This window comes from Dankookia sp. P2 (assembly GCF_050632255.1).
Lineage (GTDB): Bacteria > Pseudomonadota > Alphaproteobacteria > Acetobacterales > Acetobacteraceae > Paracraurococcus.
The window spans coordinates 4,717,299-4,742,940 of sequence record NZ_CP192581.1 but is presented as its reverse complement, the minus strand read 5'-3'; the positions used below and the strand labels follow the sequence as shown (position 1 = coordinate 4,742,940).

General features: G+C 68.0%; 26 protein-coding genes and 10 pseudogenes. 2 read left to right on the top strand and 34 right to left on the bottom strand.

Going from position 1 to position 25,642, the window contains the following annotated elements:
* Positions 1-335: 335 nt before the first annotated feature.
* Positions 336-1,385 carry a cyclase family protein gene (locus tag ACQ86J_RS28105; RefSeq protein ID WP_431268122.1) on the bottom strand — a complete coding sequence of 350 codons (1,050 nt, stop codon included), beginning with the start codon at positions 1,383-1,385 and terminating at the stop codon, positions 336-338.
* 62 nt (positions 1,386-1,447) lie between these two features.
* Between ACQ86J_RS28105 and ACQ86J_RS28100 the strand changes: the two genes are divergently transcribed.
* Both ACQ86J_RS28100 and ACQ86J_RS28095 read left to right on the top strand, forming a co-directional pair.
* Positions 1,448-2,410 (top strand): Bug family tripartite tricarboxylate transporter substrate binding protein, encoded by a 963-nt coding sequence (locus ACQ86J_RS28100; RefSeq protein WP_431268121.1) that lies wholly within the window; start codon positions 1,448-1,450, stop codon positions 2,408-2,410.
* Positions 2,411-2,418: 8 nt separating this feature from the next.
* Positions 2,419-3,294 carry a DMT family transporter gene (locus ACQ86J_RS28095; RefSeq protein ID WP_431268120.1) on the top strand — a complete coding sequence of 292 codons (876 nt, stop codon included), beginning with the start codon at positions 2,419-2,421 and terminating at the stop codon, positions 3,292-3,294.
* Between the two features lie 332 nt (positions 3,295-3,626).
* Here ACQ86J_RS28095 and ACQ86J_RS28090 read toward each other — a convergent pair.
* The 33 genes and pseudogenes from ACQ86J_RS28090 to rpoC all read right to left on the bottom strand — a co-directional run.
* Positions 3,627-4,280: pseudogene (locus tag ACQ86J_RS28090) on the bottom strand (NAD(P)/FAD-dependent oxidoreductase); the annotation flags it as partial.
* A 49-nt stretch (positions 4,281-4,329) separates the two neighbouring features.
* Positions 4,330-4,590: pseudogene (locus ACQ86J_RS28085) on the bottom strand (FAD-dependent oxidoreductase); the annotation flags it as partial.
* A 77-nt stretch (positions 4,591-4,667) separates the two neighbouring features.
* Positions 4,668-5,089 (bottom strand): annotated as a pseudogene (gene rplQ / locus ACQ86J_RS28080) (50S ribosomal protein L17).
* A 26-nt stretch (positions 5,090-5,115) separates the two neighbouring features.
* Positions 5,116-6,137 (bottom strand): annotated as a pseudogene (locus ACQ86J_RS28075) (DNA-directed RNA polymerase subunit alpha).
* A gap of 31 nt (positions 6,138-6,168) precedes the next feature.
* On the bottom strand, positions 6,169-6,567 hold the full coding sequence (gene rpsK, locus ACQ86J_RS28070; protein WP_431268119.1) for a 30S ribosomal protein S11: 399 nt from the start codon (positions 6,565-6,567) through the stop codon (positions 6,169-6,171).
* Between the two features lies 1 nt (position 6,568).
* A pseudogene (gene rpsM, locus ACQ86J_RS28065) lies at positions 6,569-6,947 on the bottom strand (30S ribosomal protein S13).
* A 185-nt stretch (positions 6,948-7,132) separates the two neighbouring features.
* Positions 7,133-7,796: pseudogene (locus ACQ86J_RS28060) on the bottom strand (adenylate kinase).
* Between the two features lie 103 nt (positions 7,797-7,899).
* Positions 7,900-9,261 carry a preprotein translocase subunit SecY gene (gene secY / locus ACQ86J_RS28055; RefSeq protein WP_431268118.1) on the bottom strand — a complete coding sequence of 454 codons (1,362 nt, stop codon included), beginning with the start codon at positions 9,259-9,261 and terminating at the stop codon, positions 7,900-7,902.
* A gap of 116 nt (positions 9,262-9,377) precedes the next feature.
* On the bottom strand, positions 9,378-9,869 hold the full coding sequence (gene rplO, locus ACQ86J_RS28050) for a 50S ribosomal protein L15 (protein ID WP_431268117.1): 492 nt from the start codon (positions 9,867-9,869) through the stop codon (positions 9,378-9,380).
* Position 9,870: 1 nt separating this feature from the next.
* Complete coding sequence (gene rpmD, locus ACQ86J_RS28045) at positions 9,871-10,077, bottom strand: 50S ribosomal protein L30 (protein ID WP_431268116.1); 207 nt, start codon at positions 10,075-10,077, stop codon at positions 9,871-9,873.
* Positions 10,070-10,720 (bottom strand): 30S ribosomal protein S5, encoded by a 651-nt coding sequence (rpsE, locus tag ACQ86J_RS28040; protein ID WP_431268115.1) that lies wholly within the window; start codon positions 10,718-10,720, stop codon positions 10,070-10,072. Before rpsE ends, rpmD begins: the two co-directional genes overlap by 8 nt.
* Positions 10,721-10,730: 10 nt before the next feature.
* On the bottom strand, positions 10,731-11,093 hold the full coding sequence (rplR, locus tag ACQ86J_RS28035; protein ID WP_431268114.1) for a 50S ribosomal protein L18: 363 nt from the start codon (positions 11,091-11,093) through the stop codon (positions 10,731-10,733).
* On the bottom strand, positions 11,093-11,626 hold the full coding sequence (gene rplF / locus ACQ86J_RS28030) for a 50S ribosomal protein L6 (protein WP_133292394.1): 534 nt from the start codon (positions 11,624-11,626) through the stop codon (positions 11,093-11,095). The genes rplR and rplF overlap by 1 nt, the downstream gene beginning before the upstream one ends.
* 14 nt (positions 11,627-11,640) lie before the next feature.
* Entirely contained in the window at positions 11,641-12,039 is a 399-nt protein-coding gene (gene rpsH, locus ACQ86J_RS28025; protein WP_133292395.1) for a 30S ribosomal protein S8, read from the bottom strand.
* Between the two features lie 12 nt (positions 12,040-12,051).
* Entirely contained in the window at positions 12,052-12,357 is a 306-nt protein-coding gene (gene rpsN / locus ACQ86J_RS28020) for a 30S ribosomal protein S14 (RefSeq protein WP_431268113.1), read from the bottom strand.
* Positions 12,358-12,413: 56 nt separating this feature from the next.
* Positions 12,414-12,941, bottom strand: a complete 528-nt coding sequence (gene rplE, locus ACQ86J_RS28015; RefSeq protein ID WP_431272558.1) for a 50S ribosomal protein L5 — start codon at positions 12,939-12,941, stop codon at positions 12,414-12,416.
* A 161-nt stretch (positions 12,942-13,102) separates the two neighbouring features.
* Positions 13,103-13,423, bottom strand: a complete 321-nt coding sequence (gene rplX, locus ACQ86J_RS28010) for a 50S ribosomal protein L24 (protein WP_431268112.1) — start codon at positions 13,421-13,423, stop codon at positions 13,103-13,105.
* Between the two features lie 4 nt (positions 13,424-13,427).
* Positions 13,428-13,796, bottom strand: a complete 369-nt coding sequence (gene rplN, locus ACQ86J_RS28005; RefSeq protein WP_133292399.1) for a 50S ribosomal protein L14 — start codon at positions 13,794-13,796, stop codon at positions 13,428-13,430.
* Positions 13,793-14,056 carry a 30S ribosomal protein S17 gene (gene rpsQ, locus ACQ86J_RS28000; RefSeq protein WP_431268111.1) on the bottom strand — a complete coding sequence of 88 codons (264 nt, stop codon included), beginning with the start codon at positions 14,054-14,056 and terminating at the stop codon, positions 13,793-13,795. The genes rplN and rpsQ overlap by 4 nt, the downstream gene beginning before the upstream one ends.
* A 17-nt stretch (positions 14,057-14,073) precedes the next feature.
* A complete protein-coding gene (gene rpmC, locus ACQ86J_RS27995) occupies positions 14,074-14,289 on the bottom strand; it encodes a 50S ribosomal protein L29 (protein WP_380065385.1) in 216 nt (71 codons plus the stop codon).
* Positions 14,290-14,293: 4 nt separating this feature from the next.
* Entirely contained in the window at positions 14,294-14,713 is a 420-nt protein-coding gene (rplP, locus tag ACQ86J_RS27990) for a 50S ribosomal protein L16 (protein ID WP_133292402.1), read from the bottom strand.
* 13 nt (positions 14,714-14,726) lie between these two features.
* Complete coding sequence (gene rpsC, locus ACQ86J_RS27985) at positions 14,727-15,404, bottom strand: 30S ribosomal protein S3 (protein ID WP_380065383.1); 678 nt, start codon at positions 15,402-15,404, stop codon at positions 14,727-14,729.
* A 1-nt stretch (position 15,405) separates the two neighbouring features.
* Entirely contained in the window at positions 15,406-15,807 is a 402-nt protein-coding gene (rplV, locus tag ACQ86J_RS27980) for a 50S ribosomal protein L22 (RefSeq protein ID WP_431268110.1), read from the bottom strand.
* 4 nt (positions 15,808-15,811) lie between these two features.
* Positions 15,812-16,090, bottom strand: coding sequence for a 30S ribosomal protein S19 (rpsS, locus tag ACQ86J_RS27975; RefSeq protein WP_133292405.1), 279 nt, complete (start codon positions 16,088-16,090; stop codon positions 15,812-15,814).
* 5 nt (positions 16,091-16,095) lie between these two features.
* A complete protein-coding gene (gene rplB, locus ACQ86J_RS27970) occupies positions 16,096-16,932 on the bottom strand; it encodes a 50S ribosomal protein L2 (protein WP_133292406.1) in 837 nt (278 codons plus the stop codon).
* A gap of 4 nt (positions 16,933-16,936) precedes the next feature.
* Positions 16,937-17,260: a 50S ribosomal protein L23 gene (locus tag ACQ86J_RS27965; RefSeq protein ID WP_431268109.1), complete on the bottom strand. Its 324-nt coding sequence runs from the start codon at positions 17,258-17,260 to the stop codon at positions 16,937-16,939.
* A pseudogene (gene rplD, locus ACQ86J_RS27960) lies at positions 17,257-17,879 on the bottom strand (50S ribosomal protein L4). Before rplD ends, ACQ86J_RS27965 begins: the two are co-directional and overlap by 4 nt.
* Positions 17,880-17,890: 11 nt before the next feature.
* Positions 17,891-18,577 carry a 50S ribosomal protein L3 gene (rplC, locus tag ACQ86J_RS27955; protein ID WP_431268108.1) on the bottom strand — a complete coding sequence of 229 codons (687 nt, stop codon included), beginning with the start codon at positions 18,575-18,577 and terminating at the stop codon, positions 17,891-17,893.
* A 21-nt stretch (positions 18,578-18,598) separates the two neighbouring features.
* On the bottom strand, positions 18,599-18,907 hold the full coding sequence (rpsJ, locus tag ACQ86J_RS27950; RefSeq protein WP_007004401.1) for a 30S ribosomal protein S10: 309 nt from the start codon (positions 18,905-18,907) through the stop codon (positions 18,599-18,601).
* A gap of 30 nt (positions 18,908-18,937) precedes the next feature.
* Positions 18,938-20,149 (bottom strand): elongation factor Tu, encoded by a 1,212-nt coding sequence (gene tuf, locus ACQ86J_RS27945; protein ID WP_431268107.1) that lies wholly within the window; start codon positions 20,147-20,149, stop codon positions 18,938-18,940.
* 21 nt (positions 20,150-20,170) lie between these two features.
* Positions 20,171-20,648 (bottom strand): annotated as a pseudogene (rpsG, locus tag ACQ86J_RS27940) (30S ribosomal protein S7).
* 12 nt (positions 20,649-20,660) lie between these two features.
* Positions 20,661-21,033 (bottom strand): annotated as a pseudogene (rpsL, locus tag ACQ86J_RS27935) (30S ribosomal protein S12).
* Positions 21,034-21,345: 312 nt separating this feature from the next.
* Positions 21,346-25,583, bottom strand: a pseudogene (gene rpoC / locus ACQ86J_RS27930) (DNA-directed RNA polymerase subunit beta').
* Between the last annotated feature and the right edge of the window lie 59 nt (positions 25,584-25,642).

Here is a 25,642-nt window from a genome sequence, read left to right as displayed (position 1 = left end):
CGGCGATGGTGCCAAAGCGCAGGGCGAATTCCAGCAGCCCGGCATCGTCGCCCGGCTGCAGCGGCCCCTCGCCGATGCGGGAGGAAGAGCGGCGAGCGGAGATGCTCGAGCAGCGCCGTCTCCAGCGACACCAGCTCCTCCCGCTCGATCGCCAGCCAAAGCCAGAGCGGCGGCGTCTTGTCGTCGCCGAAGAGGAGCACGGAGGCCTGCGGCGCTGCCTCGGTGGTCTGCCAGTCGGACTGGCCAGGCAGCGCGTGGCTGTCGAGTTGCGTATCCGGCACGGGCGGGGCTCGCTCCCTCGGTTCACGGAAAAGAGAGCCTAGGAAACACACCCCTCATGCCCTTGTGAATACAATTCTACCAATTCTCCGGCGGAATGACCGTGCAGGTTGCAGCGAAGACGGCGCTATCGGATCGCCAGCGCATTGCCCGGGGAGCCGATGCCGCCCCGCAGGTGCAGAGGCGCGGCGGTGAAGAAGCCGGTGTAGCGGCCGGTTGCAGCACTGTCGGCGGCCAGCTCCTCGAAGTCGAAGAATCTCGCCGATGACCAGGCCGAGCCGGGCGATCGCCCAGTGCAGCGTCGGCTTCCAGGGAAAGTAGGGCCAGACCTCGACGGTCGGGTTGTCGGCGCAGGTGGCGGCGACGCCCTGGTCCCACAGGTAGCGCCACATGTCCTCCCCGCCCGACAGGCCGCTGTAGTCCTGGCCCTTGTTGTTGCCCCGCACCAGGTGGTCGCGCGCGTCGAGGTCGGGCGCGGCGCGGAAGGCTTCCAGCCAGCCGGTGCGGACCAGCAGGATGTCGCCCGGGCGCAGCGCGGCGCCCTGGTCGGCGAGGCAGGCGGCGACCTCCTCGGCCGCGGCTCGACGGCCGCCGAGCGGGCCCCAGTCCCGCCCGATCTTGGCGAAGTAGCGCACCAGGTCGGCCAGCACGCAGCGCCCGGCGATGCCGTGTCGCAGCGCCTTGTCGATGCCGTTGCGGCTCTCGGCGCCATGCACCACGGCGCTGACCGGGGCGTGGTTGTAGAAGCCGTGATAGGGGTCGGCGAAGTGCGACAACCCGTCCCATTGCGTGCTGCCCTGCAGCCAGAAGCTGTCCAGCATGTCGTCGCGGATCAGCCGGCCCGGCTGCTCGTCGGCTATCAGGGTCGGGGTCGGCGCGGTCCGGCGGCGGTGGCTGCCCTGGCGCGTGGCGCCGAAGGGCTCGTCCAGCGGCAGGTTCAGGTTGAAGCGGCGGCCGGTGCGGATCTCCCCGGCCGCGGCCGCCACCGTCGACTCGGTGATGCGGTTGAGCGTGCCGATCTCGTCGTCCGGGCCCCAGACGCCCCAGGCGAGCGGCAGGCCGGAGCCATCCTCGGGGCGCGGCAATTGATCATAGCGTGGGGGCATCTTTGGCCTCATATCGCCTGGGTGTGACGGGCGGATCGTGCCGCCTCCGGGGGAACGCCACAATGGATCCGAGACGACGCAGCCTGCTGGCGGGTGCGGCGATGCTGCCTTTTGCCGCCCGGGCCCAGGGCGACTGGCCGAACCGCCCGATCCGCCTCGTGGTGCCCTTCGCCGCCGGCGGCGCCGCCGACAGCGCGGCGCGCGCAATCACCCCCGTCATGGCGCAGAAGCTCGGCCAGACCATCGTGGTGGAGAACCGCACCGGCGCGGGCGGCAGCGTTGGCGGCGCCGCGGTGGCCGCGGCACCGGGCGATGGCTATACGCTTCTCTGGGACGCCTCCTCGCACCTGGTGAATCCGGCGCTGATGAAGGGGCTGCCCTTCGATTATGCGAGCTTCGTCCCCGTCTCCCTGGTGGTGACCTTCCCCGGAGTGCTGGCGGTGAAGGCCGATTTCCCTGCCCGCTCGGTCGCCGAATTCATCGCCGCCGCCAAGGCCCGGCCGGGCGCCATCAGCGTCGGCACCCAGGGCAATGCGACGGCCGGCCATGTCGGGCTGCTGCAGTTCACCCGCCGTGCAGGGATCGAGGTGATCCACGCCCCCTATCGCGGCGGGGCGGATGCGGCGCGCGATCTGGCGGCCGGGGCGATCGACGCTGTCTTCATCACCACGGTCAGCGCCGGGCCGATCGTCGACAGCGGCCGGGCGCGTTTCCTGGCCGTGGCGACGCTGGAGCGGGTGCCGAGCCGCCCCGAAGTCCCCACCCTGGCCGAGAGCGGCTTCCCCGGCTTCAACTCGAACGAATGGGCGGCGCTGTTCGGCCCGGCCGGGCTGCTGGCACCGGTCGTGGACCGGCTGCACGCGGCGCTGGCCGAGGCGCTGGCCGATCCCGGGGTGAAGCAGCGCCTGGCGCAGATTGGCGCCGTGCCGGTCGGCAGCGCCCCGGCCGACTTCGCCCGCTTCGTGCGGGAGGGCCGCGAGCAGATGGCGGTCCTGGTGAAGGAGGCGGGCATCCGCCTGGACTGATCCGAGCCATGCCCTTCGACAACGGGTCCGCCCCGCGCGGCCATGCCGCCGGCATCGGGCTGATGCTGGCCTCCGTCCTACTCTTCTCGCTGAACGACGTGCTGGGAAAATGGCTGGTCGCCAGCCATGCGGTCGGCCAGGTGCTGCTGCTGCGCAGCGCCGCCGCGTTGGCGGTACTGGCGCCGCTGGCCTGGCGGGCCGCGCGGCGGCCGGGCTTCCGGGTGGAGCGGCCGGGGCTGCAGGCGCTGCGCGTCGGCATCGGCGCCGGCGAGGCCGCCTGCTTCTACTGGGTGGTCGGCCACCTGCCGCTGGCCGATGCGATGACCTACTGGATGGCGGCGCCGCTGATGGTCACAGCGCTCGCCGCCCTGCTGCTGGGCGAGCGCGTCGGCGCCCGGCGCTGGCTGCTGGTGCTGCTGGGCTTTGCCGGGGTGGTGGTGGCGCTCGGCGCCGATCTCGGCGCCGCCGGCTTGCCGGTGCTCGGCGCGTTGGCGGGAGCGCTGCTTTACGCGCTGTTCCTGCTCTGCAGCCGCCAGCTGCGGGACACGCCGGACGTGCTGCTGGCCTGCTTCCAGATGCTGGGCGGGCTTGGCCTCGGCGCGGCGCTACTGCTGCAGGGCGGCTGGTCCAGGCCGGCGGCCGGCGAGCTCGCCCTGCTCCTGCTGCTCGGGCTCGTAGCGACGCTCGGGCATATGGGCGTGACACGGGCGCTGAAGCTGGCGCCGGCCTCGGTCGTGGTGCCCTACCAGTACAGCTTCCTGCTCTGGGCCGCGGTCTTCGGCTGGCTGGTCTGGGGTGACATTCCTGGCCCGGAGATGCTGGCCGGGGCGGCTCTGATCGCCGGGGCCGGGGTGCTGCTGTTCCGGGAGCAGCAGCGGGGCTGACGCCGGGGCGCTACAGCCGCGCCCCGGCGGCGTGGGCGAGCTGCGCACCGACCTCGTACCAAGCCTCCCGCGCCGCCCGATGGCGGGCGGGCCGCGGAGCGGTCACCGGCAAGGGCAGCGCGGCTTCGGTCACCTGCCCCAGCACAAATTGCGCGAGGCAACGGCCGAAGACGGTGCCGGGCGCGATGCCCCGACCGTTGTAGCCGCTGAAGGAGAGGATGTTCCGCCCAAGGTGGTGGAAACGCGGCAGGCTGTCTGCGGTCATGCCGATCGCGCCGTACCATTCCGAACTCGAATTCCACCCCGCCCAGCTGCGGGAAGAGCCGGGCGAGCGCGCGACGGCCCCAGGCGCGGTGGATCGCCCGGCCCGGCCCGTGCAGCGCCCCGACGCTGCCGAAGACCAACCGCCCCTGCCGGTCCATGCGGAAGGAGCTCAGCACCGCTGCCGTGTCCCAGGCGCCCTGGCGACCCGGCAGGATGGAACGGCGGGCATTGTCGCCGAGCGGCGCTGTGGCGAGGTTGAAATAGGGCAACCGGACCAGCTCCGCCCGCAGCTCCGGCCGGGGACCGGTGCCATAGGCATTGGTCGCGACCAGCACCCAGCGGCAGCGAAGGCTGCCCTGCGGGGTCCGCAGCCGCCAGGCCGGCCCCGTCTCCTCCACGGCCAGGACAGGGCTACCGGCATGCAGGGCGGCGCCGGCGCGCAGCGCCGCGGCGGCGAGACCGCGGGCATAGGCCAGCGGCTGCACCGTGCCCGCCCGCGCATCCAGCAGGGCGCCGGCATAGGCTGCGGTCCCGGTGTGGCGGGCGGCCTCGGCGCGATCCAGCAGGCGGACCGGGGCGCCCCGGGCCTGCCATTGGCGCGCGCGCTGCTGCAGTTCCCGCAGCCCGCGGCGGCCGACGGCGCAGTGCAGCGTGCCCTGCCGCTCCGCCTCGCAGTCGATGCCGTGCCGCGCGATGAAGCTCGAAGACGACCGTCGGCGCATCGCCGAGAAGCTGGAGGAGCCTTTCGCCATGCACCGCGCCGAGCGCGGCCGGCAATTCCTCCGGCATCACCCACATCCCGGCATTGACCAGCCCGACATTGCGGCCGGAGGCGCCGAAGCCGATCTCCGCCGCCTCGAGCAGCGCGACCGACCGCCCTGCCTCGGCCAAGTACAGCGCGGCTGAAAGACCAGTGAAGCCAGCGCCTATGACGGCGATCTCGGCCTCCGCCTTGCCCGTCAGCGGCGCCGCCGGCGGTGCCGGTGGAGCGGTGGCCTCCCAGAGGCCGTGGCTGCGCGGGTCGTCCTGCATGCGGCCAGCCTGACATGGAAACGGGGCGACAGGTTGCCCCGCCGCCCCGTCCCGTCATTCGGTCGAAAGGAGGTGGCTTACGCCGCTTCCTGCTCCTCGGTCGCTTCCGGCTTCGGGCCGCTGTCGAGGCCCTTGGCCGCGACGTCGCGTTCCACCAGCTCGATCACCGCCATGTCGGCAGCGTCGCCGTAGCGCATGCCCGCCTTCAGCACGCGGGTGTAGCCGCCGGCACGGCCTTGTAGCGCTCCGCGATCGTGGTGAAGAGCTTGTCCACCACGGCCGCGTCCATGATCTGCGCATAGGCCTGGCGCCGTGCATGCAGGCCACCACGCTTGCCGAGCGTGATGATGCGCTCGACATAGGGGCGCAGCTCCTTCGCCTTCGGCAGCGTGGTGGTGATCTGCTCGTGCTTCAGCAGGCTGGTCGCCATGTTGCGGAACATGGCGAGCCGGTGGGTGGAGGTGACGTTGAGCTTCCGCCCCGCCATTCCGTGACGCATTGTCGTAGGTTCCTAATTCGCCGGGGTCAGAACGGCTCTTCGAGCTTCTTGGCCAGGTCTTCGATGTTTTCCGGCGGCCAGCCCGTCACCGTCATGCCGAGCCCAAGGCCCATGGAAGCCAGGACTTCCTTGATCTCGTTCAGCGACTTGCGGCCGAAGTTCGGCGTCCGGAGCATTTCCTGCTCGGTCTTCTGCACGAGGTCGCCGATGTAGACGATGTTGTCGTTCTTCAGGCAGTTCGCCGAGCGGACCGAGAGCTCGAGCTCATCGACCTTGCGCAGCAGGTTGCGATTGAACGGCAGGTCGTCGCGCTCTTCCTCGACCTTCCGCTCGCGCGGCTCGTCGAAGTTGATGAAGAGCTGCAGCTGGTCCTGCAGGATGCGGGCGGCGAGCGCCACCGCGTCCTCCGGCGCCACCGTACCGTCGGTCTCGACGTTCAGGACGAGCTTGTCGTAGTCCGTCACCTGGCCGACGCGGGTGGGCTCCACGCGGTAGGCCACGCGGCGCACCGGGGAGTAGATCGCATCCACCGGGATCAGCCCGATCGGCGCATCCTCGGGCCGGTTCATCGCCGCGGGGACGTAGCCCTTGCCGGTGTTGACCGTCAGCTCCATCGACAGCTTGGCGCCGTCGTCGAGCGTGCAGATCACCAGGTCGGGGTTCGAGATCTCGATGTCGCCGGTGGTCTGGATCTGGCCGGCGGTCACCTCGCCCGGGCCGGTCGCCGTAAGCATGAGGCGCTTCGGCCCTCGCCCTGCATCCGGATGGCGAGCTGCTTCACGTTCAGCACCAAATCCGTGACGTCCTCGCGGACACCCTGGATGCTGCTGAACTCGTGCAGCACGCCGTCGATCTTCAGCGCCGTCACCGCCGCGCCCTGCAGCGAGGACAGCAGCACGCGCCGCAGCGCATTGCCGAGCGTCATGCCGAAGCCGCGCTCCAGCGGCTCGGCCACGATGGTCGCCACGCGGTCGGGATCGCTCCCGACCTCGACGCCCAGCTTCTCCGGGCAGATCAGCGACCGCCAATTCCTCTCGATCACGAGCATCTCCTTGCGGCCCCTTTCCCCGATTGCCGCGTCAGACGCGCCGACGCTTGCGAGGGCGGCAGCCGTTGTGCGGGATCGGCGTCACGTCGCGGATCGCCGTGACGTAGAAGCCCACCGCCTGCAGCGCGCGCAGCGCCGATTCACGTCCCGAACCCGGGCCGCTCACCATGATCTCGAGCTGCTCCATCCCGTGCTCGCGGGCCTTCTTGCCCGCATCCTCGGCGGCGACCTGCGCCGCGTAAGGAGTGGACTTGCGGCTGCCCTTGAAACCCTGGCTGCCCGAGGAAGACCAAGCGATCGCGTTGCCCTGGGCATCCGTGATCGTCACGATGGTGTTGTTGAAGGAGGCAAGGACATGCGCCACGCCGGTGGCGATGTTCTTACGTTCCTTCTTGCGGGGCGTACGGGCCGCCTTGGGGTCGCGCGCCATCTTACTTGGTCACCTTCTTCTTGCCGGCAATCGCCACGGCCTTGCCCTTGCGGGTACGCGCATTGGTATGCGTGCGCTGGCCATGGACCGGCAGGCCCCGGCGGTGACGCAGGCCGCGGTAGCAGGCCATGTCCATCAGCCGCTTGATGTTCATCGCCACTTCGCGGCGAAGATCGCCTTCGACCCGGTACTCGCGGTCGATCAGCTCGCGGATGCGAAGAATCTCATCATCCGTAAGCTGGTTGACGCGGCGATCCTCGGGGATCGAGAAGCTGCTGGCAGATGTCGGCCGCATTCTTCGGGCCGATGCCGTAGATATAGCGCAGCGAAATAAGCACGCGCTTATTCGTGGGAATGTTGACACCGGCGATGCGCGCCACTGCTGAGCTCCTGGAGCCTGTCGCTCCCTGCTTGAACCGACACCGCGGGAGCCACCCTGGCCCACACGCCGTCCCGGCGAGGTGATCTTCGTAAAGCCTGATGAACGGCTAAGCGCAGCCATGGCGGCCAGAAGGCCACCCATGCCCGCGAGAGGCGCGGACTATAGCCACGCGCCTCAAACCAGTCAACCCTTTTGCGGCAAGGGACCGAGGATCGCCTCGATCTGCCGTGCCCACTTCGTCCATCTCCGCCATGCCGTCCACCACCCGCAGCACGCCGCGGGAGGCGTAATGGGGCAGGAGCGGCGCCGTCTGGCGGTGGTAGGCCTCCAGCCGGGAGGCCACCGTCGCCGCGTTGTCGTCGGCCCGCCGGGTGAACTCCGTGCCGCCGCAGGCATCGCAGATCCCGGCCGCCTTGGTCGGCTTGAAGCTGTCGTGGTAGCCCTCGCCGCACTTGGCGCAGGTGAAACGACCGGAGATCCGGTCCACCAGCGCCGCATCGTCCACCTGCAGCTCGATGACATGGTGCAGCGGCATGGACTTCTCCTGCAGCACCAAATCGAGCGCCTCGGCCTGCGGCACCGTGCGCGGAAATCCGTCCAGGATGAAGCCCTTGGCAATGTCCGGCGCGGAAACGCGGGCCGCCAGCATGGCGATGATGATCGCGTCCGGGACCAGGTCCCCGCGCTCCATGATCGCCTTGGCCTGAAGGCCGATCTCCGAGCCCGACCTGACCTCGGCCCGGAGCATGTCGCCGGTCGAGATCTGCCGCAGCCCGTAGCGGTCCTCCAGACGCTTGGCCTGGGTGCCTTTGCCGGCTCCAGGCAGGCCCAGCAGGATCAGGTTCATTCCCGTCATCCCCTCCATCCGCGCGGCCACCCTCGCGCCCACGCTCCTTGCATCCTCAGGCCATGCCCCCCGGCATGGCTTTGAGCCGCATCAATCCTGCGGCCTAGCTCCTAGGACGCGGCGAGCCGCGCCCGCCGAGCCGGGCCTTCTTGATCAGCCCCTCGTACTGGTGAGCGAAGAGGTGCGACTGGATCTGCGCCACGGTGTCCATGGTCACCGAGACGATGATCAACAGCGAGGTCCCGCCGAAATAGAAGGGCACGCCGTAATGGCTGATCAGGATCTCCGGCAAGATGCAGACCAGGCAGAGATAGAGCGCACCGATCGCGGTCAACCGGGTCAGTACCCGGTCGAAGTAGTCGGCGGTATTCTGGCCGGGCCGGATGCCGGGGACGAAACCGCCATACTTCTTGAGGTTGTCCGCCGTCTCGGTCGGGTTGAACACCACGGCCGTATAAAAGAAGGCAAAGAATATGATCAGCGCCATGTACAGCGCCATGTAGAGCGGCTGGCCATGCGCCAGGGCGTTGGCCACTGTCTGCAGGATGCCGTCCGATTCCGGCCCCGCCGCGAAGCCCGCCACCGTCGCCGGCAGCAGCAGCAGGGAGGAGGCGAAGATCGGCGGGATGACGCCAGCGGTGTTCAGCTTCAGCGGCAGGTGCGTCGCCTCCCCGCCGAACATGCGGTTGCCGACCTGGCGCTTCGGATACTGCACCGGGATGCGGCGCTGCGCCCGCTCGACGAAGACGACCAGGGCGATCACAGCGAGCGCGACGAGCAGGAAGAAGATGATGAAGAAGGTCGACAGCGCCCCGGTGCGGCCAAGCTCGAGGGTCGAGACCAGCGCGTGCGGCAGGTTGGCCACGATCCCGGCAAAGATGATCAGGGAGATGCCGTTGCCGACGCCGCGGGCAGTGATCTGCTCGCCCAGCCACATCAGGAACATGGTGCCGCCGACCAGCGTGATGACGCAGGACAGCCGGAAGAACATGCCCGGGTCGTGCACTGCATTGCCGAAGGCGCCGCGCATGCTTTCCAGCCCGACGGCGATGCCCCAGGCCTGGAACACAGCAATCAGCACAGTAAGGTAGCGGGTATACTGGTTCAGCTTCTTCCGGCCCGCCTCGCCTTCCTTCTTCAGGGTCTCGAGCGCGGGGACGGCGGCCGACATCAGCTGGATGATGATGCTGGCCGAGATATAGGGCATGATGTTCAACGCGAACACCGTCATGCGCCCGAGGGCGCCGCCGGTGAACATGTCGAACATGCCGAGGATGCCACCGCCATGCTGGGCGAGGATCTCGCCCATCACGGCGGCATCGACGCCGGGCACCGGCACGTAGGTGCCGATGCGGACGACGATCAGCGCCCCCAGGGTGAACCAGATGCGCTTCTTGAGCTCGGTGGCCTTGGACAGGACGCCAAGGTTGAGATTGGCCGCGAGCTGTTCGGCGGCGGAGGCCATGGGACTGCGAACCCTCCACACGGCAACGGCGCCAGCAACCGGGGGCGAGCCCCCGGCCGTGGCGCCGCAGCCACGATTCCTGACTAGGTAGCCCCCGCCCTGCCGGGCGGCAAGCGTCAGGCCTCGGCCGGAGCCTCGGCCTTCGGAGCCGGCAGCGTCACCGTGCCGCCAGCGGCCTCGACTGCCGCGATGGCGGCGGCGGAAGCGCCGGAGACGGTGATGTTCACCGCCTGGGCAATCTCGCCATTCGCCAGCAGGCGGACGCCGACGATCTTGCCGCCGGTGCGGATCAGCCCCGCCGCCCGCAGCGTGTCCTCGGTGATCGTCTCGCCCGCCGCCAAGCGGCCGTCAGCGATCGCCTTGGTCAGCGTGCCGAGGTTGATCGGCGCATATTCCTTGCGGAAGATGTTGACGAAGCCACGCTTCGGCAGCCGGCGGTAGATCGGCAGCTGGCCGCCTTCGAAGCCGTTCAGGGAGACGCCCTCGCGCGCCTTCTGGCCCTTCACGCCCTTGCCCGAGGTCTTGCCCTTGCCGGAGCCGATGCCCCGGCCGAGGCGCTTGGACTTGTAGCGCGCGCCGTCGTTGTCGCGGATATCGTTGAGCTTCATGTCACCCACCAGTCCCGGGGGTATCGTCCACCTTCACCAAGTGGGCGACCTTCCGGATCATGCCGCGGACCGAAGGGGTATCCTCCAGCTCCCGCGAGCGGTGCATCTTGTTGAGGCCGAGGCCGATCAGCGTCTCGCGCTGCCCCGGCTTGCGGCCGATCGGCGACCCGGTCTGGGTCACCTTCACGGTCTTCTTCACGTCAGACATTGGCAGCCTCCGCCGCGGCGGCCTCGGCCGGAGCCTGGTCCTTGCGGGGGCCAAGCAGGTCCGACACCTTCTTGCCGCGCCGCGCCGCGACCGCCCGGGGGCTGGTCGAACGGGTCAGCGCCGCGAAGGTCGCCTTGATCATGTTGTGCGGGTTGGTCGAGCCGAGGCACTTGGCCACGACATCGCCCATGCCCAGCGTCTCGAAGATCGCGCGCATCGGGCCGCCGGCGATGATGCCGGTACCGGCGGGGGCCGCCCGCAGGATGACCCGGCCGGCGCCGAACTCGCCGATGACGTCGTGGTGCAGCGTCCGGCCTTCCCGCATCGGCACGCGGATCATGGTCCGCTTCGCCTGCTCGGTCGCCTTGCGGATCGCTTCGGGCACCTCGCGCGCCTTGCCGGCGCCCCAGCCCACCCGGCCCTTCTGGTCGCCCACGACGACGAGCGCCGCGAAGCTGAAACGCCGGCCGCCTTTGACCACCTTGGCGACGCGGTTGATGGTGACGAGCTTGTCCTTCAGCTCGTCGCCGTCCGTCCGCTCCTGCCGGTTCTCGCCGCCACGGTCACGCCCGCGGCCACGGCGGCGATCGCCGCCTTCGCCGCCATGCTCGCCGCCGCCGCCGCTATGAGGGGTACGTGCCATTATGAGATCCTCAGAACGACAGCCCGCCCTCGCGGGCGGCGTCGGCCAGGGCCTTGACCCGGCCATGATACAGGTAGGGCCCGCGATCGAAGACGACCGCGGTCACGCCGGCGGCAAGCGCCCGCTCGGCCACGCGCTTGCCGACGACCGTCGCGGCATCCTTGTCCGCTCCGGTCTTCAGGCTGTCGCGCAGCTCCTTCTCGATCGAGGAGGCAGCGGCGAGAGTGCGCCCCTGCGTGTCGTCGATCACCTGCGCATAGATGTGCTTGCCAGAGCGGAAGATCGAGAGCCGCGGACGGCCACCCGACTTCAGCTTGAGCTGGTAGCGCAGCCGGGACCGGCGGCGCGCCTGCAATGAGAGCTTTGCGGCCATTACTTCTTCTTACCCTCCTTCCGGAGGATCTGCTCATCGGTGTAGCGGACGCCCTTACCCTTGTAGGGCTCGGGACCGCGATAGGCCCGGATCTCGGCGGCCACCTGGCCCACCCGCTGCTTGTCCGCACCGCTGACCTTCACGGCCGTCGGGCGCTCGCAGACGATGGTGATCCCTTCCGGGATCGGGTAGCGGACCTCGTGGCTGAAGCCCAGCGCCAGGACCAGGTCCTTGCCCTGGACCGCGGCGCGGTAGCCGGTGCCGGTGATTTCCATCGACTTGGTGAAGCCGGTGGAGACGCCGATGCACATGCCGTTGATCAGGCTGCGGGTGGTGCCCCACATGGTACGGGACCGGCGGTCGTCCCGGCGCGGCTTCACCGCGACCTGGGAGCCCTCGATCTCCACGTCCACTTCGTCCGTCAGGGGGAGCTTGAGCTCACCCAGCTTGCCCTTGGCGACCACGGTCCGCCCCTGCAGCGCCACCTGGACGCCAGCCGGAACCGGGACGGGATATTTGCCGACGCGCGACATGCTCTCTCCCTCCCTCAGAACACGCGGCAGAGGACTTCGCCGCCAACATTGGCAGCGCGGGCCTCATTGTCGCTCATCACCCCGCGAGGGGTGGACAGGATTGAGATGCCGAGGCCGTTGTAGTACTTCGGCAGCTCCTTGATCTTCGAATAGACGCGCCGGCCGGGCTTGGAGATGCGGGTGATCTCCTTGATGGCAGGCTCGCCCTCGGAATACTTCAGCTCGATCTCGATGCGGCTGACGCCGGGACGGTCCTGCTCGACACGCCAGGCGCGGATGAATCCCTCGCGCTTCAGCACGTCCAGCACATCGGTCCGCAACCGGCTGGCCGGGGCGACGCAACGCGTCTGCCGGGCCCGCTGGGCGTTGCGGATACGGGTGAGCATGTCCCCGAGCGGATCGGATAGCGACATGGCCAGCCCTCCTTACCAGCTCGCCTTGGTCACGCCGGGGATCTGGCCAGAATTGGCGAGATCCCGCAGCATGTTCCGGCTGAGCTTGAACTTGCGGTAGTTGCCGCGCGGACGGCCGGTCAGCTCGCAACGAAGGCGCACGCGAACCTTCGCGCCATTGCGGGGCAACTGGGCCAGCTTCAAGGTCGCGTCGAAGCGATCCTCGACCGGCAGGCTGCGATCCATCACGATACCCTTCAGCGTGGCACGCTTCGAGGCATGCACCGCGCTGAGCTTCGCGCGGCGCTTGTTCTTCTCGATTGCCGAAGTCTTGGCCATTCGATTTTATCCTCCGGAACCTGCTCCCGCGGCATGCCGCGGGCGGTCTTCCAAGATCAGTTCTGGAAAGGAAGCTGGAACGCCTTCAGCAGCGCCTTGGCTTCCTTGTCGGTCTTCGCCGTGGTGACGAACTGGATGTCCATGCCGCGCACCGTGTCGACCCGATCGTAGTTGATTTCGGGGAACACGATCTGCTCCTTCATGCCCATGGCGAAGTTGCCACGGCCGTCGAAGCCCTTGTTCGCAGGCAGGCCCCGGAAGTCCCGAACCCGCGGCATGGCCACGGTCACGAGGCGATCGAGGAACTCGTACATCCGCGCCTTGCGCAGCGTGACCTTGCAGCCAATGAGCTGGCCTTCGCGGATCTTGAAGCCCGCAATGGCCTTCTTCGCCTTGGTCCGCACCGGCCGCTGGCCGGCGATCGCCGTCAGGTCCGCAACCGCGGCGTCGAGCTTCTTCTGGTCGCCCGCCGCCTCGCCCACGCCCATGTTGATGACGATCTTCGTCAGCTTGGGCACTTCCATCGGGTTCTTGTAGCCGAACTCCTCGACCAGCTTCTGCCGGATCGTCTCGGCATACACCACCGCGAGGCGCGGCTTCTCGGCAGGCGACGCGGCGGCCTTGCCGGCCTTCGCCGGCGTCGACTGCACGCGACCCTCGCCGCCGCCGCCGACCTCCGGCTTCTTCGCCGTGTCCTGCTTCTTGCCGGCCGGGGCCTTGCCGCCGGCCTTCTTCTTCGAATCGCTCATGCGTCAAGCACCTCGCCCGAGGGCTTCGCCACGCGCACTTTCTTGCCGTCGTCCAACAGCTTGAACCCAACGCGGGTCGGCTTGTCGGACTTCGGGTCGATCAGCGCCAGGTTGGACAGGTGGATCGGCGCTTCCTTCTCCTGGATGCCGCCGGGCTGATTCATCCCCTGCGGCTTCCGGTGGCGCTTCACCAGGTTCACGCCCTGCACCAGGGCACGCTCTTCGCTCGGGTTCACGGCGAGCACCTCACCGCGCTTGCCCTTGTCGCGACCGGCCAGGATCTGGACCCGGTCACCCTTCTTGATCTTCGCCGCCATGGTCTTACAGGACCTCCGGCGCCAGCGAGATGATCTTCATGTACTTCTTCGCCCGCAGCTCGCGCACCACCGGCCCGAAGATGCGGGTGCCGATCGGCTCGCCCGCCTTGTTGATCAGCACCGCGGCATTGTTGTCGAAGCGGATCGCCGTGCCGTCGATACGCCGCACCGGATAGGCGGTGCGGACGATAACGGCGCGATGGACCTCGCCCTTCTTGACCTTGGCGCGCGGGATCGCCTCCTTGATCGAGACGACAATCACGTCGCCGACCGAGGCAGTCTTGCGCTTGGAGCCGCCCAGCACCTTGATGCACTGGACCCGGCGCGCGCCGGAGTTGTCGGCCACGTCGAGGTTGGCTTCGACCGCGATCATGCCGCAGCCCCTTCAGCGAGGGGCGCGCCATTGCGCTGCACGACCTGCCAAGCCTTGCGCTTGGAGATCGGCGGGCACTCCTCGATCTGCACCAGGTCGCCTTCCTTGCAGAGGTTGGCTTCGTCGTGCGCGGCGTACTTCTTCGAACGCCGGATGAACTTCTTATAGAGCGGGTGCATCACGCGACGCTCGACAAGAACGGTGACCGTCTTGTCCATCTTGTCGCTGACCACCCGGCCCGTGAGGACGCGTTTCGGCATAGCCGCCGGTCTCCCCTTTAAGGCTTGGGTTGAGAAGCTGCCGAGCGCTTGCGCTCGTGCAGGACGAACTTGATACGCGCGATGTCGCGCCGCACCACCTTCACGCGGCCGGTCGCCTCGAGCTGGCCGGTCGCGCGCTGGAAGCGCAGATTGAACTGCTCCTTCCGGAGGTCGAGGAGCTGTGTCTGGAGCTCATCCGCGGTCTTGGCGCGGATGTCAACGATCTTCGTCATGGCCTCAGGCCTCCGCGCCCAGGCGCTGCACGATCTTGGTCTTGATCGGCAGCTTGGCGGCGCCGAGCGTCAGCGCCTCCTTGGCGGTGTCAAGCGACACGCCGTCAATCTCAAACATGATGCGGCCTGGCTTAATCCGCGCCACCCAGTATTCGGGCGCGCCCTTGCCGGAGCCCATACGGACCTCGGCCGGCTTGGTGGACACGGGCACATCCGGAAAGATCCGGATCCACACGCGGCCCTGGCGCTTCATGGCACGGGTGATCGCGCGGCGGGCCGCCTCGATCTGCCGGGCGGTCACCCGCTCCGGCTCCAATGCCTTCAGGCCGAAGCCGCCGAAGGACAGCGTGAAGCCGCCCTTGGCGATGCCCTTGATACGACCCTTGTGGGCCTTGCGAAACGTCGTGCGCTTGGGTTGCAGCATCTCACATCATCCCTCAGCGCTGCGGCGCCTGCTCGGCGGCGCGCCGGTCCTGCGCCATCGGGTCGTGCGCCAGGATCTCACCCTTGAAGATCCAGACCTTCACGCCGCAGGTGCCGTAGGTGGTCTTCGCGGTCGCCACGCCGTAATCGATATCCGCGCGCAGCGTATGCAGCGGCACGCGACCTTCGCGGTACCATTCCATCCGGGCGATCTCGGCGCCGCCGAGGCGACCGCCGCAGTTGATCCGGATGCCGCCGGCGCCGAGGCGCATGGCTGATTGCACCGCGCGCTTCATGGCGCGGCGGAAGGCGACCCGGCGCTCGAGCTGCTGGGCGATGTTCTCGGCCACCAGCGTCGCGTCGATCTCCGGCTTGCGGATCTCGACGATGTTCAGCGAGACCTCGGCGCCGGCGAGCTTAGCCATGTCCTTGCGCAGGTTCTCGATATCGGCGCCCTTCTTGCCGATGACGACGCCAGGCCGGGCGGCGTGGATCGTCACGCGCGGCTTCTTCGCCGGGCGCTCGATCACGACACGGCTGACACCGGCGCCCTTCAGGCGGGTGCGCAGCGTCTCGCGCAGCTTCAGGTCTTCATGCAGCAGCCGGGAATAGTCGGCATCAGCGAACCAGCGGCTATCCCAGGTCCGATTGATGCCGAGCCGGAAGCCGATAGGATTGACTTTGTGACCCATGTTACGCGGCCTCCTGCTGGGCCGGAGCGGTCGCCGGCTGTTCGGCCACGATGATCTTCAGGTGGCTGAACCACTTCTCGACGCGCGAGGAGCGGCCGCGGCCGCGGGCGTGGAAGCGCTTCATGACCTGGGACCGGCCGACCTCGACGCGAGAGACGACCAGCTGATCGACATCTAGCTGGTGGTTGTTCTCCGCGTTGGCGATGGCGCTCTCCAACGTCTTCTTGACGGTCTGCGCGATGCGTCGCTTGCTGAAGGTCAGCGTGGCGACGGCATCGGCGGCCCGGCGGCCGCGGATGAGCCCCGCAGCCAGGTTCAGCTTGCGCGGGCTGACACGAATGTTCTTCGTGACGGCCTGCGCCTCGGTTTCGGCGAGCGAGCGCTCGTGCTTCGGCTTGCTCATCGGATCAGCCCCGCTTCGCCTTCTTGTCGGACGAGTGCCCGGTGAAGGTCCGCGTCGGCGAGAACTCGCCGAACTTGTGGCCGACCATGTTCTCCGAGACCTGCACCGGGATGAACTTCTTCCCGTTGTAGACCCCGAAGGTGAGGCCAACGAACTGCGGCAGGATCGTGCTGCGACGCGACCAGATCTTGATGACCTCGTTGCGCGTCGAAGCCCGGGAGGCCTCCGCCTTGGCAAGCAGGTAACCGTCGACAAACGGCCCCTTCCATACGCTGCGCGGCATCGCGATCAGCCCTTCGTCGCGTGGCGGCGACGGACAATGAGACCGTCCGTCCGCTTGTTGTTGCGCGTCTTCGCACCCTTGGTCGGCTTGCCCCAGGGCGTGACCGGATGACGGCCGCCCGAGGTCCGGCCCTCGCCACCACCATGCGGGTGGTCGACCGGGTTCATCACCACGCCGCGCTGATGCGGGCGCCTGCCCAGCCAGCGGGAACGCCCGGCCTTGCCGAGCTGCTGGTTGGAGTTGTCCGGGTTCGACACCGCGCCGATCGTCGCCATGCACTCGGCGCGGACCGTGCGGACCTCGCCGGAGGACAGCTTGACCTGGGCATAGCCGGCATCCTTGCCGACCAGCTGCACGTAGGTGCCGGCCGAGCGGGCGATCTTGCCGCCCGCGCCCGGCTTCATCTCCACGTTGTGGATGATGGTGCCGACCGGGATGGCGGCCAGCGGCATCGCGTTGCCCGGCTTGATGTCGGCGCGCTCGGCCGCCACCACCTGGTCGCCAGCCTTGAGCCGCTGCGGCGCGATGATGTAGGCCAGCTCGCCATCCTGGTACTTCAGCAGGGCGATCCAGGAGGTGCGGTTCGGGTCGTATTCCAGCCGCTCGACCACCGCGGCCACGCCCAGCTTGGCGCGACGGGTGAAGTCGACGATGCGGTAGGTCTGCTTGTGTCCGCCGCCGCGGAACCGGACCGTGGTGCGGCCATGGTTGTTGCGGCCGCCCGAATGCGACTTGCCTTCGGTCAGCTGCTTGACCGGCTTGCCCTTCCACAGCTCGTCGCGCTTGACGAGAATCGTGCCGCGCGAGCTGGGGGTGACCGGGTTGAAGTTCTTCAGAGCCATGGCGTCACGCGAGTCCCGTCGTGAGGTCGATGCTCTGGCCGTCGGCCAGCTTCACCATCGCCTTCTTCCAGTCCGAGCGCTGGCCGGGGCGGCCCTTGAAGCGCTTGGTCTTGCCCTTCACCACCAGGGTGTTGACGTCCAGCACCTTCACGCCGAACAGCGCCTCGACCGACGCCTTGATCTCGGGCTTGGTGGCCTCGAGCGAGACGCGGAAGACAAACTGGTTCTGCTCGGAGAGGGCGGTCGCCTTCTCCGTCACCAGCGGCGACAGGATGGTCTGGTACATCTTCTCCTTGGAGAGGATGGGGCGGGTGGTTGCCGCGCTCATGCCAGGCGCTCCTTCAGGGCCTCGACGCCGGCGCGGGTCACCGCGAGGACATCGTGCTTCAGGATGTCATAGACATTGGCGCCCATGGTCGGCAGCACCTGCACATGAGGCAGGTTGCGGACGACGCGGCCGAAGCCCTCGTCGACCGTCGCGTCCACCACCAGCGCGCTCTTCCAGCCGAGCGCCTTCAGCTGCTTCGCCAGGGCGCCCGTCTTGGGCGCCGCGCCGGCGGAGGCCGCGTCGAGCACGATCAGCTTGCCCTCGGCCGCCTTCTGGCTGAGCGCGCAGATCAGGCCGAGCCGCCGGACCTTCTTGTTCAGCGAATAGCCATGGTCGCGTACGACCGGGCCATGGACGACGCCGCCGGTGCGGAACTGCGGCGCGCGCAGCGAACCCCTGGCGGGCATTGCCCGTACCCTTCTGGCGATAGGGCTTCTTGGTGGTGCCGGAGACCTCACCCATGCCCTTGACCTTGTGCGTGCCGGCACGGCGCTTCGCCATGCTGCCAGTGCACGACGCGCGCCATGATGTCGGGGCGGGGAGAGGCGGCAAACAGCGCCTCCGGCAGTTCGATATCGCCTGCCGAGCCGTTATCCAGCGTGATGACCGGAACCTGCATCGTATCTATCCTCAGGCCACGGCCGCGGGGAAGGGCGCATCGGCGTGGCGCGCGCGCTTCACGGCGTCACGCACCAGCACATAGGTGCCCTTCGAGCCCGGGACGGCCCCCTTGATCAGCAGCAAGCCCTTCTCTGCGTCATGGCCCGCCACCACCAGATTCTGGGTGGTGATGCGCTCGAGGCCGAGATGGCCTGCCATCTTCTTGTTCTTGAAGGTCTTGCCCGGATCCTGACGGTTGCCGGTGGAGCCGTGCGAGCGGTGACTGACCGAGACACCGTGCGACGCCTCGAGGCCAGCGAAATTCCACCGCTTCATGGCGCCGGCGAAACCCTTGCCCTTGCTGATGCCGGTGACATCGACCTTCTGGCCCGCGACGAAATGCGCGCCGACGAGCTTCGCGCCCAGATCGACCACCGCATCGGCGCCTACCCGGAATTCGACAAGCTTCAGCGGCGCTTCGACGCCAGCCTTGGCAAAGTGGCCGCGGTTCGCGCGGGTCACGTTCTTCGGCTTGGCCCGGCCGATGCCGACCTGGAGGGCGTCGTAGCCATCCTTCTCGGCGTCACGGCGGGCGATAACGCGCACCTCGTCCAAATGTAGGACAGTCACGGGAACCGTGCTGCCATCATCATTGAACAGCCGGGTCATGCCCAGCTTCCTGGCGATCAGGCCGGTGCGGCCGGTCTTGGCGGCCATGGTAACTAACTCCCCTGCCGCTCAGAGCTTGATCTCGACGTCCACGCCCGCGGCCAGGTCGAGCTTCATCAGCGCGTCCACGGTCTGCGGGGTGGGGTCGACGATGTCCAGCAGGCGGCGATGCGTGCGGATCTCGAACTGCTCACGGCTTTTCTTGTCGACATGCGGCGAACGGTTCACAGTGAACCGCTCGATCTCCGTCGGCAGCGGGATAGGCCCGCGCACCCGTGCGCCCGTCCGCTTCGCGGTGTTTACGATCTCCCGCGTGCTGCCATCCAGCACGCGGTGATCGAACGCCTTGAGGCGGATGCGAATATTCTGGCTGTCCATGGGAGACGGACCCAACCTTGCGCTAGACGTTTACTTCTTGGCCGCGGCCGGCTTGTCGGCGGTGATCGCGGCGACGACGCCGGCGCCGACCGTCCGGCCACCCTCGCGGATAGCGAAGCGCAGGCCCTGGTCCATGGCGATCGGCGCGATCAGCTCGACATCCATCGCCACGTTGTCGCCCGGCATCACCATCTCGACGCCTTCCGGCAGCTTCACGATCCCGGTCACGTCCGTGGTCCGGAAGTAGAACTGCGGCCGGTAGTTGGTGAAGAACGGCGTGTGCCGGCCGCCCTCTTCCTTCGTCAGGATGTAGGCCTCGGCCTTGAAGCCGGTGTGCGGGCTGATCGAGCCGGGCTTCGCCAGCACCTGGCCGCGCTCCACGTCCTCGCGCTTGATGCCGCGCAGCAGCACGCCGACATTGTCACCGGCCTGGCCCTGGTCCAGCAGCTTGCGGAACATCTCGACGCCGGTCACCACCGACTTCACCGTGTCCTTCAGGCCGACGATCTCGACTTCCTCGCCCACCTTCACCACGCCGGTCTCGACGCGCCCGGTCACCACCGTGCCGCGGCCGGAGATCGAGAACACGTCCTCGATCGGCATCAGGAAGGCGCGGTCCAGCGGACGCTCCGGCTGCGGGATGTAGGCATCCACCGCCGCCATCAGCTCGAGGATCGAGTTCTTGCCGACCGCCGCGTCGCCGTCATCCAGCGCCACCTTGGCCGAGCCCTTGATGATCGGGATGTCGTCGCCGGGGAAGTTGTAGGAGGAGAGCAGCTCGCGCACCTCCATCTCCACCAGCTCCACCAGGTCCGGATCGGCCAGGTCCATCTTGTTCAGGAACACCACCAGCGCCGGCACGCCGACCTGGCGCGCCAGCAGGATGTGCTCGCGCGTCTGCGGCATCGGCCCGTCCGCCGCCGAGACCACCAGGATCGCGCCGTCCATCTGCGCCGCGCCCGTGATCATGTTCTTCACGTAGTCGGCGTGGCCCGGGCAGTCCACATGCGCGTAGTGCCGGTTCGTGGTCTCGTACTCGACATGCGCGGTCGAGATCGTGATCCCACGCGCCTTCTCCTCCGGCGCCTTGTCGATCTGGTCATAGGCCGTGAAGGTCGCACCGCCCGTCTCAGCCAGGACCTTGGTGATCGCCGCCGTCAGCGACGTCTTCCCGTGGTCAACGTGACCAATCGTCCCAATGTTGCAGTGCGGCTTCGTCCGCTCGGATTTCGCCTTCGCCATCGTCGTCGTCCTTCGATCCGGTTACCAGCGGTAATGGCTGAAGGCCTTGTTCGCCTCCGCCATCCGGTGCGTGTCTTCGCGCTTCTTGACAGCCGTGCCGCGGTTGTTCGCCGCGTCCATCAGCTCGCCGGAAAGACGCTCTTCCATCGTGTTCTCGCCGCGCTTGCGCGAGGCCTCGATCAGCCAGCGGATCGCCAGCGCCTGCCGTCGCTCGGGGCGAACCTCAACCGGCACCTGGTAGGTCGCGCCACCGACACGGCGGCTGCGGACCTCGACCGCCGGCTTCACATTGTCCATGGCCTCATGGAACAGCCGCAGCAGGTCGCCCTGCGGGCCGAGCACGCCGCTTCAGCGTGTCCATGGCAGCATAGACGATCCGCTCGGCGGTGCTCTTCTTGCCGTCGTACATCAGCACGTTCATGAAACGGCTGAGCACCAGATCGCCGAACTTGGGGTCCGGCAGGACTTCGCGCTTCTGCGCGCTATGGCGGCGAGACATCCGCGCCTCTCCTTATTTCGGCCGCTTCGCGCCGTACAGCGACCGGCGCTGACGACGCTTGGCAATGCCCTGAGTGTCGAGCACGCCGCGGAGGATGTGGTAGCGCACTCCAGGAAGGTCCTTCACGCGACCGCCCCGGATCAGCACCACCGAGTGCTCCTGCAGATTGTGCCCCTCGCCGGGAATGTAGCTCACCACTTCATAGCCATTCGTCAGGCGCACCTTGGCAACCTTACGGAGGGCCGAGTTCGGCTTCTTCGGCGTGGTCGTATAGACGCGCGTGCAGACGCCGCGCTTCTGCGGGCAGGCCTGCAGCGCAGGCACTTTGTTCCGCTTCGCGTTCGGCTCGCGCCCCTGGGCGATGAGCCTGGTTGATCGTCGGCATGACGCCCTTCAGATCCCGTCCGTCCGTCCCGTAGCCGCAAAGGACAATCTGCCCGCAGGATGAGCTTCAAGCTCCCCTGCAGGCGCCCTGACCTGCCCCCGACCTGATGCAACCCCAACTAAGGGCCGCGGTGCCGAACGCGCAGCGTTGTGGACCAAACACCTGACATCCCGAACGCCGCTGCGCCCGGCCGTGCCAAGGGACGGCTAACTACAAGCCACCCGGCACAGAGTCAAGCGACACGGCGCTTGGTTAAGAAAAAGGCCGGGCTCCTTGCGGAACCCGGCCGAACTCGATGCTATATCGGCGGGATTACTCCGCCGCCTGCTGCCCCGCCGGCTCAGGCAGCGCCGGAGAGTTCGGCAGGCGCGTACGGTCGCGCTGCGCCGCCAGCGCCCGCAGGCGGTTCATCACGGAGCCCGTGCCCGCCGGGATGAGCCGGCCGACAATGACGTTCTCCTTGAGCCCCGCCAACGTATCCACCTTGCCCGCCGTTGCGGCCTCGGTGAGCACCCGCGTCGTCTCCTGGAAGGAGGCAGCGCTGATGAAGCTGGTGGTCTGCAGCGAGGCCTTGGTGATGCCCTGCAGCACCGGCTCGGCCCGTGCGGGCCGCTCCTTCGCCGCCAGGCGCTTGTCGTTCTCGGCCTCGAATTCCAGCCGGTCGACCTGCTCGCCGATCAGGAAGGTCGTATCCCCGGCATCGAGGATCTCCACCTTCTGCAGCATCTGCCGGACGATGACCTCGATATGCTTGTCGTTGATCTTCACGCCCTGCAGCCGGTAGACGTCCTGGATCTCGTTGACCAGGTAGTTCGCCAGCGCCTCCACGCCCAGCACGCGCAGGATGTCGTGCGGCACGCGCGGCCCGTCGACCAGCGGGTCGCCCGCCTTGACGTAGTCGCCTTCCTGCACCGAGACATGCTTGCCCTTCGGCACGAGGTACTCGCGCGGTACCGGCGGCTCGTCGCCGACCTGGTCGGGAACGACCAGGATGCGCCGCTTCGCCTTGTAGTCCTTGCCGAACTCGACGCGGCCGTCGATGTCCGAGATGATCGCGTGGTCCTTCGGACGCCGCGCCTCGAACAGCTCCGCCACCCGCGGCAGACCGCCGGTGATGTCGCGGGTCTTCGAGCTCGCGCGGCAGCCGGGCCAGGATGTCGCCCGCCTTCACCACGCCGGCATTCTCGACGTTCAGCACCGAGGCCGGCTGCAGGAAGTACTGCTGCACCTGGCCGTCCTCCGAGCGCAGCAGCAGCCGCGGCCGGAGGTTGGCGTTGCGCGCCTTGTCGACTGGCTCGCGCACCACCTTGGAAGACAGGCCGGTGACGACGTCCGTCTCCTCATAGAGGGTGACGCCCTCGATCAGGTCGGCGAATTCCAGCGTGCCCGCGCGCTCGGTGATGATCGGCAGGGTGAAGGGATCCCACTCCGCCAGCTTTTGGCCGCGGGTGACCCCCGCCCCCTCATCCGTCAGCAGCCGGGCGCCGTAGGGCACGCGGTAACGCCCGCTCGCGCCCCTGCGCGTCGCTCAGGATGATCTCGCAATTGCGGCTCATCACGATCGGAGCGCCGGAGCTGTTGGCGACGACGTTGCGGTTGGCGATCTTCACCGTGCCATCCGAAGTCGCCTCGACCGCCGACTGCTCGGCCCCACGCTGCGCCGCGCCACCAATGTGGAATGTGCGCATGGTCAGCTGGGTGCCTGGCTCGCCGATCGACTGGGCGGCGATGACGCCGACCGCCTCGCCCACGTTCACCGGCGTGCCGCGCGCCAGGTCACGGCCGTAGCAATGGCCGCAGACGCCCGAGCCAGCGTCGCAGGTGAGGACGGAGCGGATGTACATCTCCTCCACGCCCGCGCTCTCGATGCGCTCGGCGTCCGGCTCCTCGATCAGCGTGTTGCGGGGCAGCAGCAGTTCGCCCGTCGCCGGGTCGTGCACGTCGCGCTGCGAGGTCCGGCCGAGGATCCGCTCGGAGAGCGAGGAGATGACCTCGCCGCCGTCCATCACGGCCCGGACGGTGATGCCGCGCTCCGTACCGCAATCCGGCACGACGATGATGCAGTCCTGCGCCACGTCGACCAGGCGCCGCGTCAGGTAGCCCGAGTTCGCCGTCTTCAGCGCCGTGTCGGCCAGGCCCTTGCGGGCGCCGTGGGTGGAGTTGAAGTACTCCAGCACGGTCAGGCCTTCCTTGAAGCAGTTGATGATCGGCTGCTCGATGATCTCGCCTGACGGCTTGGCCATCAGGCCACGCATGCCGGCCAGCTGGCGCATCTGCGCCGGCGACCCACGAGCGCCGGAGTGGGACATCATCCAGACCGAGTTAGTCGGCTTGCCCGCTTCCTGCTTCGAGATCTCCTTCATCATCGCCTGGGCGACTTCCTCGGTGCAGCGCGACCAGGCGTCGACCACCTTGTTGTAGCGCTCACCGGCGGTGATCAGGCCGTCGAGGTACTGCTGCTCGAACTCCTTCACCTCGGCCTTGGTCTTGCCGATCATCTCCGGCTTGCTGTCCGGGATGACCATGTCGTCCTTGCCGAAGGAGATGCCGGCCTTGGCCGCCTGGCGGAAGCCGAGCCCCATCAGCCGGTCAGCGAAGATCACGCTCTCCTTCTGGCCGCAATGCCGGTAGACCGTGTCGATGACGTCGGAGATCGACTTCTTCGTCAGTTGCCGATTGATCAGGCTGTAGGGCGTGCGCGGGTCGACCGGCAGCAGGGCGCCCATCATCAGGCGGCCCGCGGTGGTCAGCACCGTTGCCATGGCCTTGTCGCCCGGCTCCTTGGGCGCCGGGACGCGGGCATGGATCGCCGTATGCAGGCTGATCGCGCCGGCGGCCAGCGCCTGCTCGACCTCGCCCAGGCCGCGATAGACCTGCGGGCGGAAGTTCAGCGCTTCCAGTTCCTCAGCCGTCAGGTCCTTGCCCTGCTTCGCATCGGCGCTGGCGATCAGGCTGCGGACCGCCTCGGTCCGCGCCCCGGCGGCGCGAAATTCCGGCGTCTCCAGGCTGAGATAATAGAGCCCGAGCACGATGTCCTGGCTCGGCACGATGATCGGCTTGCCGTTGGCCGGGCTAAGGATGTTGTTGGTCGACATCATCAGCACGCGGGCTTCGAGCTGGGCTTCCAGCGACAGCGGCACGTGCACCGCCATCTGGTCGCCGTCGAAGTCGGCGTTGAATGCGGTGCAGACCAGCGGGTGCAGCTGGATCGCCTTGCCCTCGACCAGGATCGGCTCGAAGGCCTGGATGCCCAGGCGGTGCAGCGTGGGCGCCCGGTTCAACATGACCGGGTGCTCGCGGATCACCTCCTCAAGGATGTCCCACACCTCCGGCCGCTCCTTCTCCACCATCCGCTTGGCGGCCTTGATGGTGGTGGCGTGGCCGTACTTCTCGAGCTTCGAGTAAATGAAGGGCTTGAACAGCTCGAGCGCCATCTTCTTCGGCAGGCCGCACTGGTGCAGCTTGAGCTCGGGCCCGACGACGATGACCGAACGGCCGGAATAGTCGACGCGCTTGCCGAGCAGGTTCTGCCGGAAGCGGCCCTGCTTGCCCTTCAGCATGTCGGACAGCGACTTCAGCGGCCGCTTGTTGGCACCCGTGATGGCGCGGCCGCGGCGGCCGTTGTCGAACAGGGCGTCGACGGCCTCCTGCAGCATGCGCTTCTCGTTCCGGACGATGATGTCCGGGGCGCGCAGCTCGATCAGCCGCTTCAGCCGGTTGTTCCGGTTGATGACGCGGCGGTACAGGTCGTTCAGGTCCGAGGTCGCGAAGCGACCGCCGTCGAGCGGCACAAGCGGGCGGAGCTCAGGCGGGATCACCGGAATGACGCCAAGGATCATCCAGTCCGGCCGCGCGCCCGATTCAGCGAAGGCCTCGATCAGCTTCAGCCGCTTGACCAGCTTCTTGCGCTTCGCCTCGGAGGTGGTCTCCTTCAGCTCGACGCGCAGCCGGGTCGCCTCCTTGTTGGAGTCGATCCCGGTCAGCATCTGCTTCACCGCCTCGGCGCCGATGCCGACGGTGAAGGCGTCTTCGCCGAACTCGTCCATCTTGGTCTGGTACTGGTCCTCGGTCAGAAGCTGGTGCAGCTTCAGGTCCGTCAGGCCAGGCTCGAGGACGACGTAGCTCTCGAAATAGAGAACCTTCTCGAGCTCCTTCAGCGACATGTCGACCATCAGGCCGACGCGGCTGGGCAGCGACTTCATGAACCAGATATGGGCGACGGGGCTGGCCAGCTCGATATGGCCCATGCGCTCGCGCCGGACCTTGGCCAGCGTGACTTCCACGCCGCACTTCTCGCAGATGATGCCGCGGAACTTCATCCGCTTGTATTTGCCGCAGAGGCACTCGTAGTCCTTGATCGGCCCGAAGATCCGGGCGCAGAAGAGCCCGTCCCGCTCCGGCTTGAAGGTGCGGTAATTGATCGTCTCGGGCTTCTTGATCTCGCCATAGCTCCAGGAGCGGATCTGCTCCGGGCTGGCAATGGAGATCTTGATCTGGTCGAAGGTCATCGCCTGGCCGGTCTGGCCCAGGATCTTCATCAGCTCGTTCATGCGGCCTTCCTTGTGGTCCAGCCTGCCGCCCGCGAAAGGGGCGGCCGCGCATCCGATAG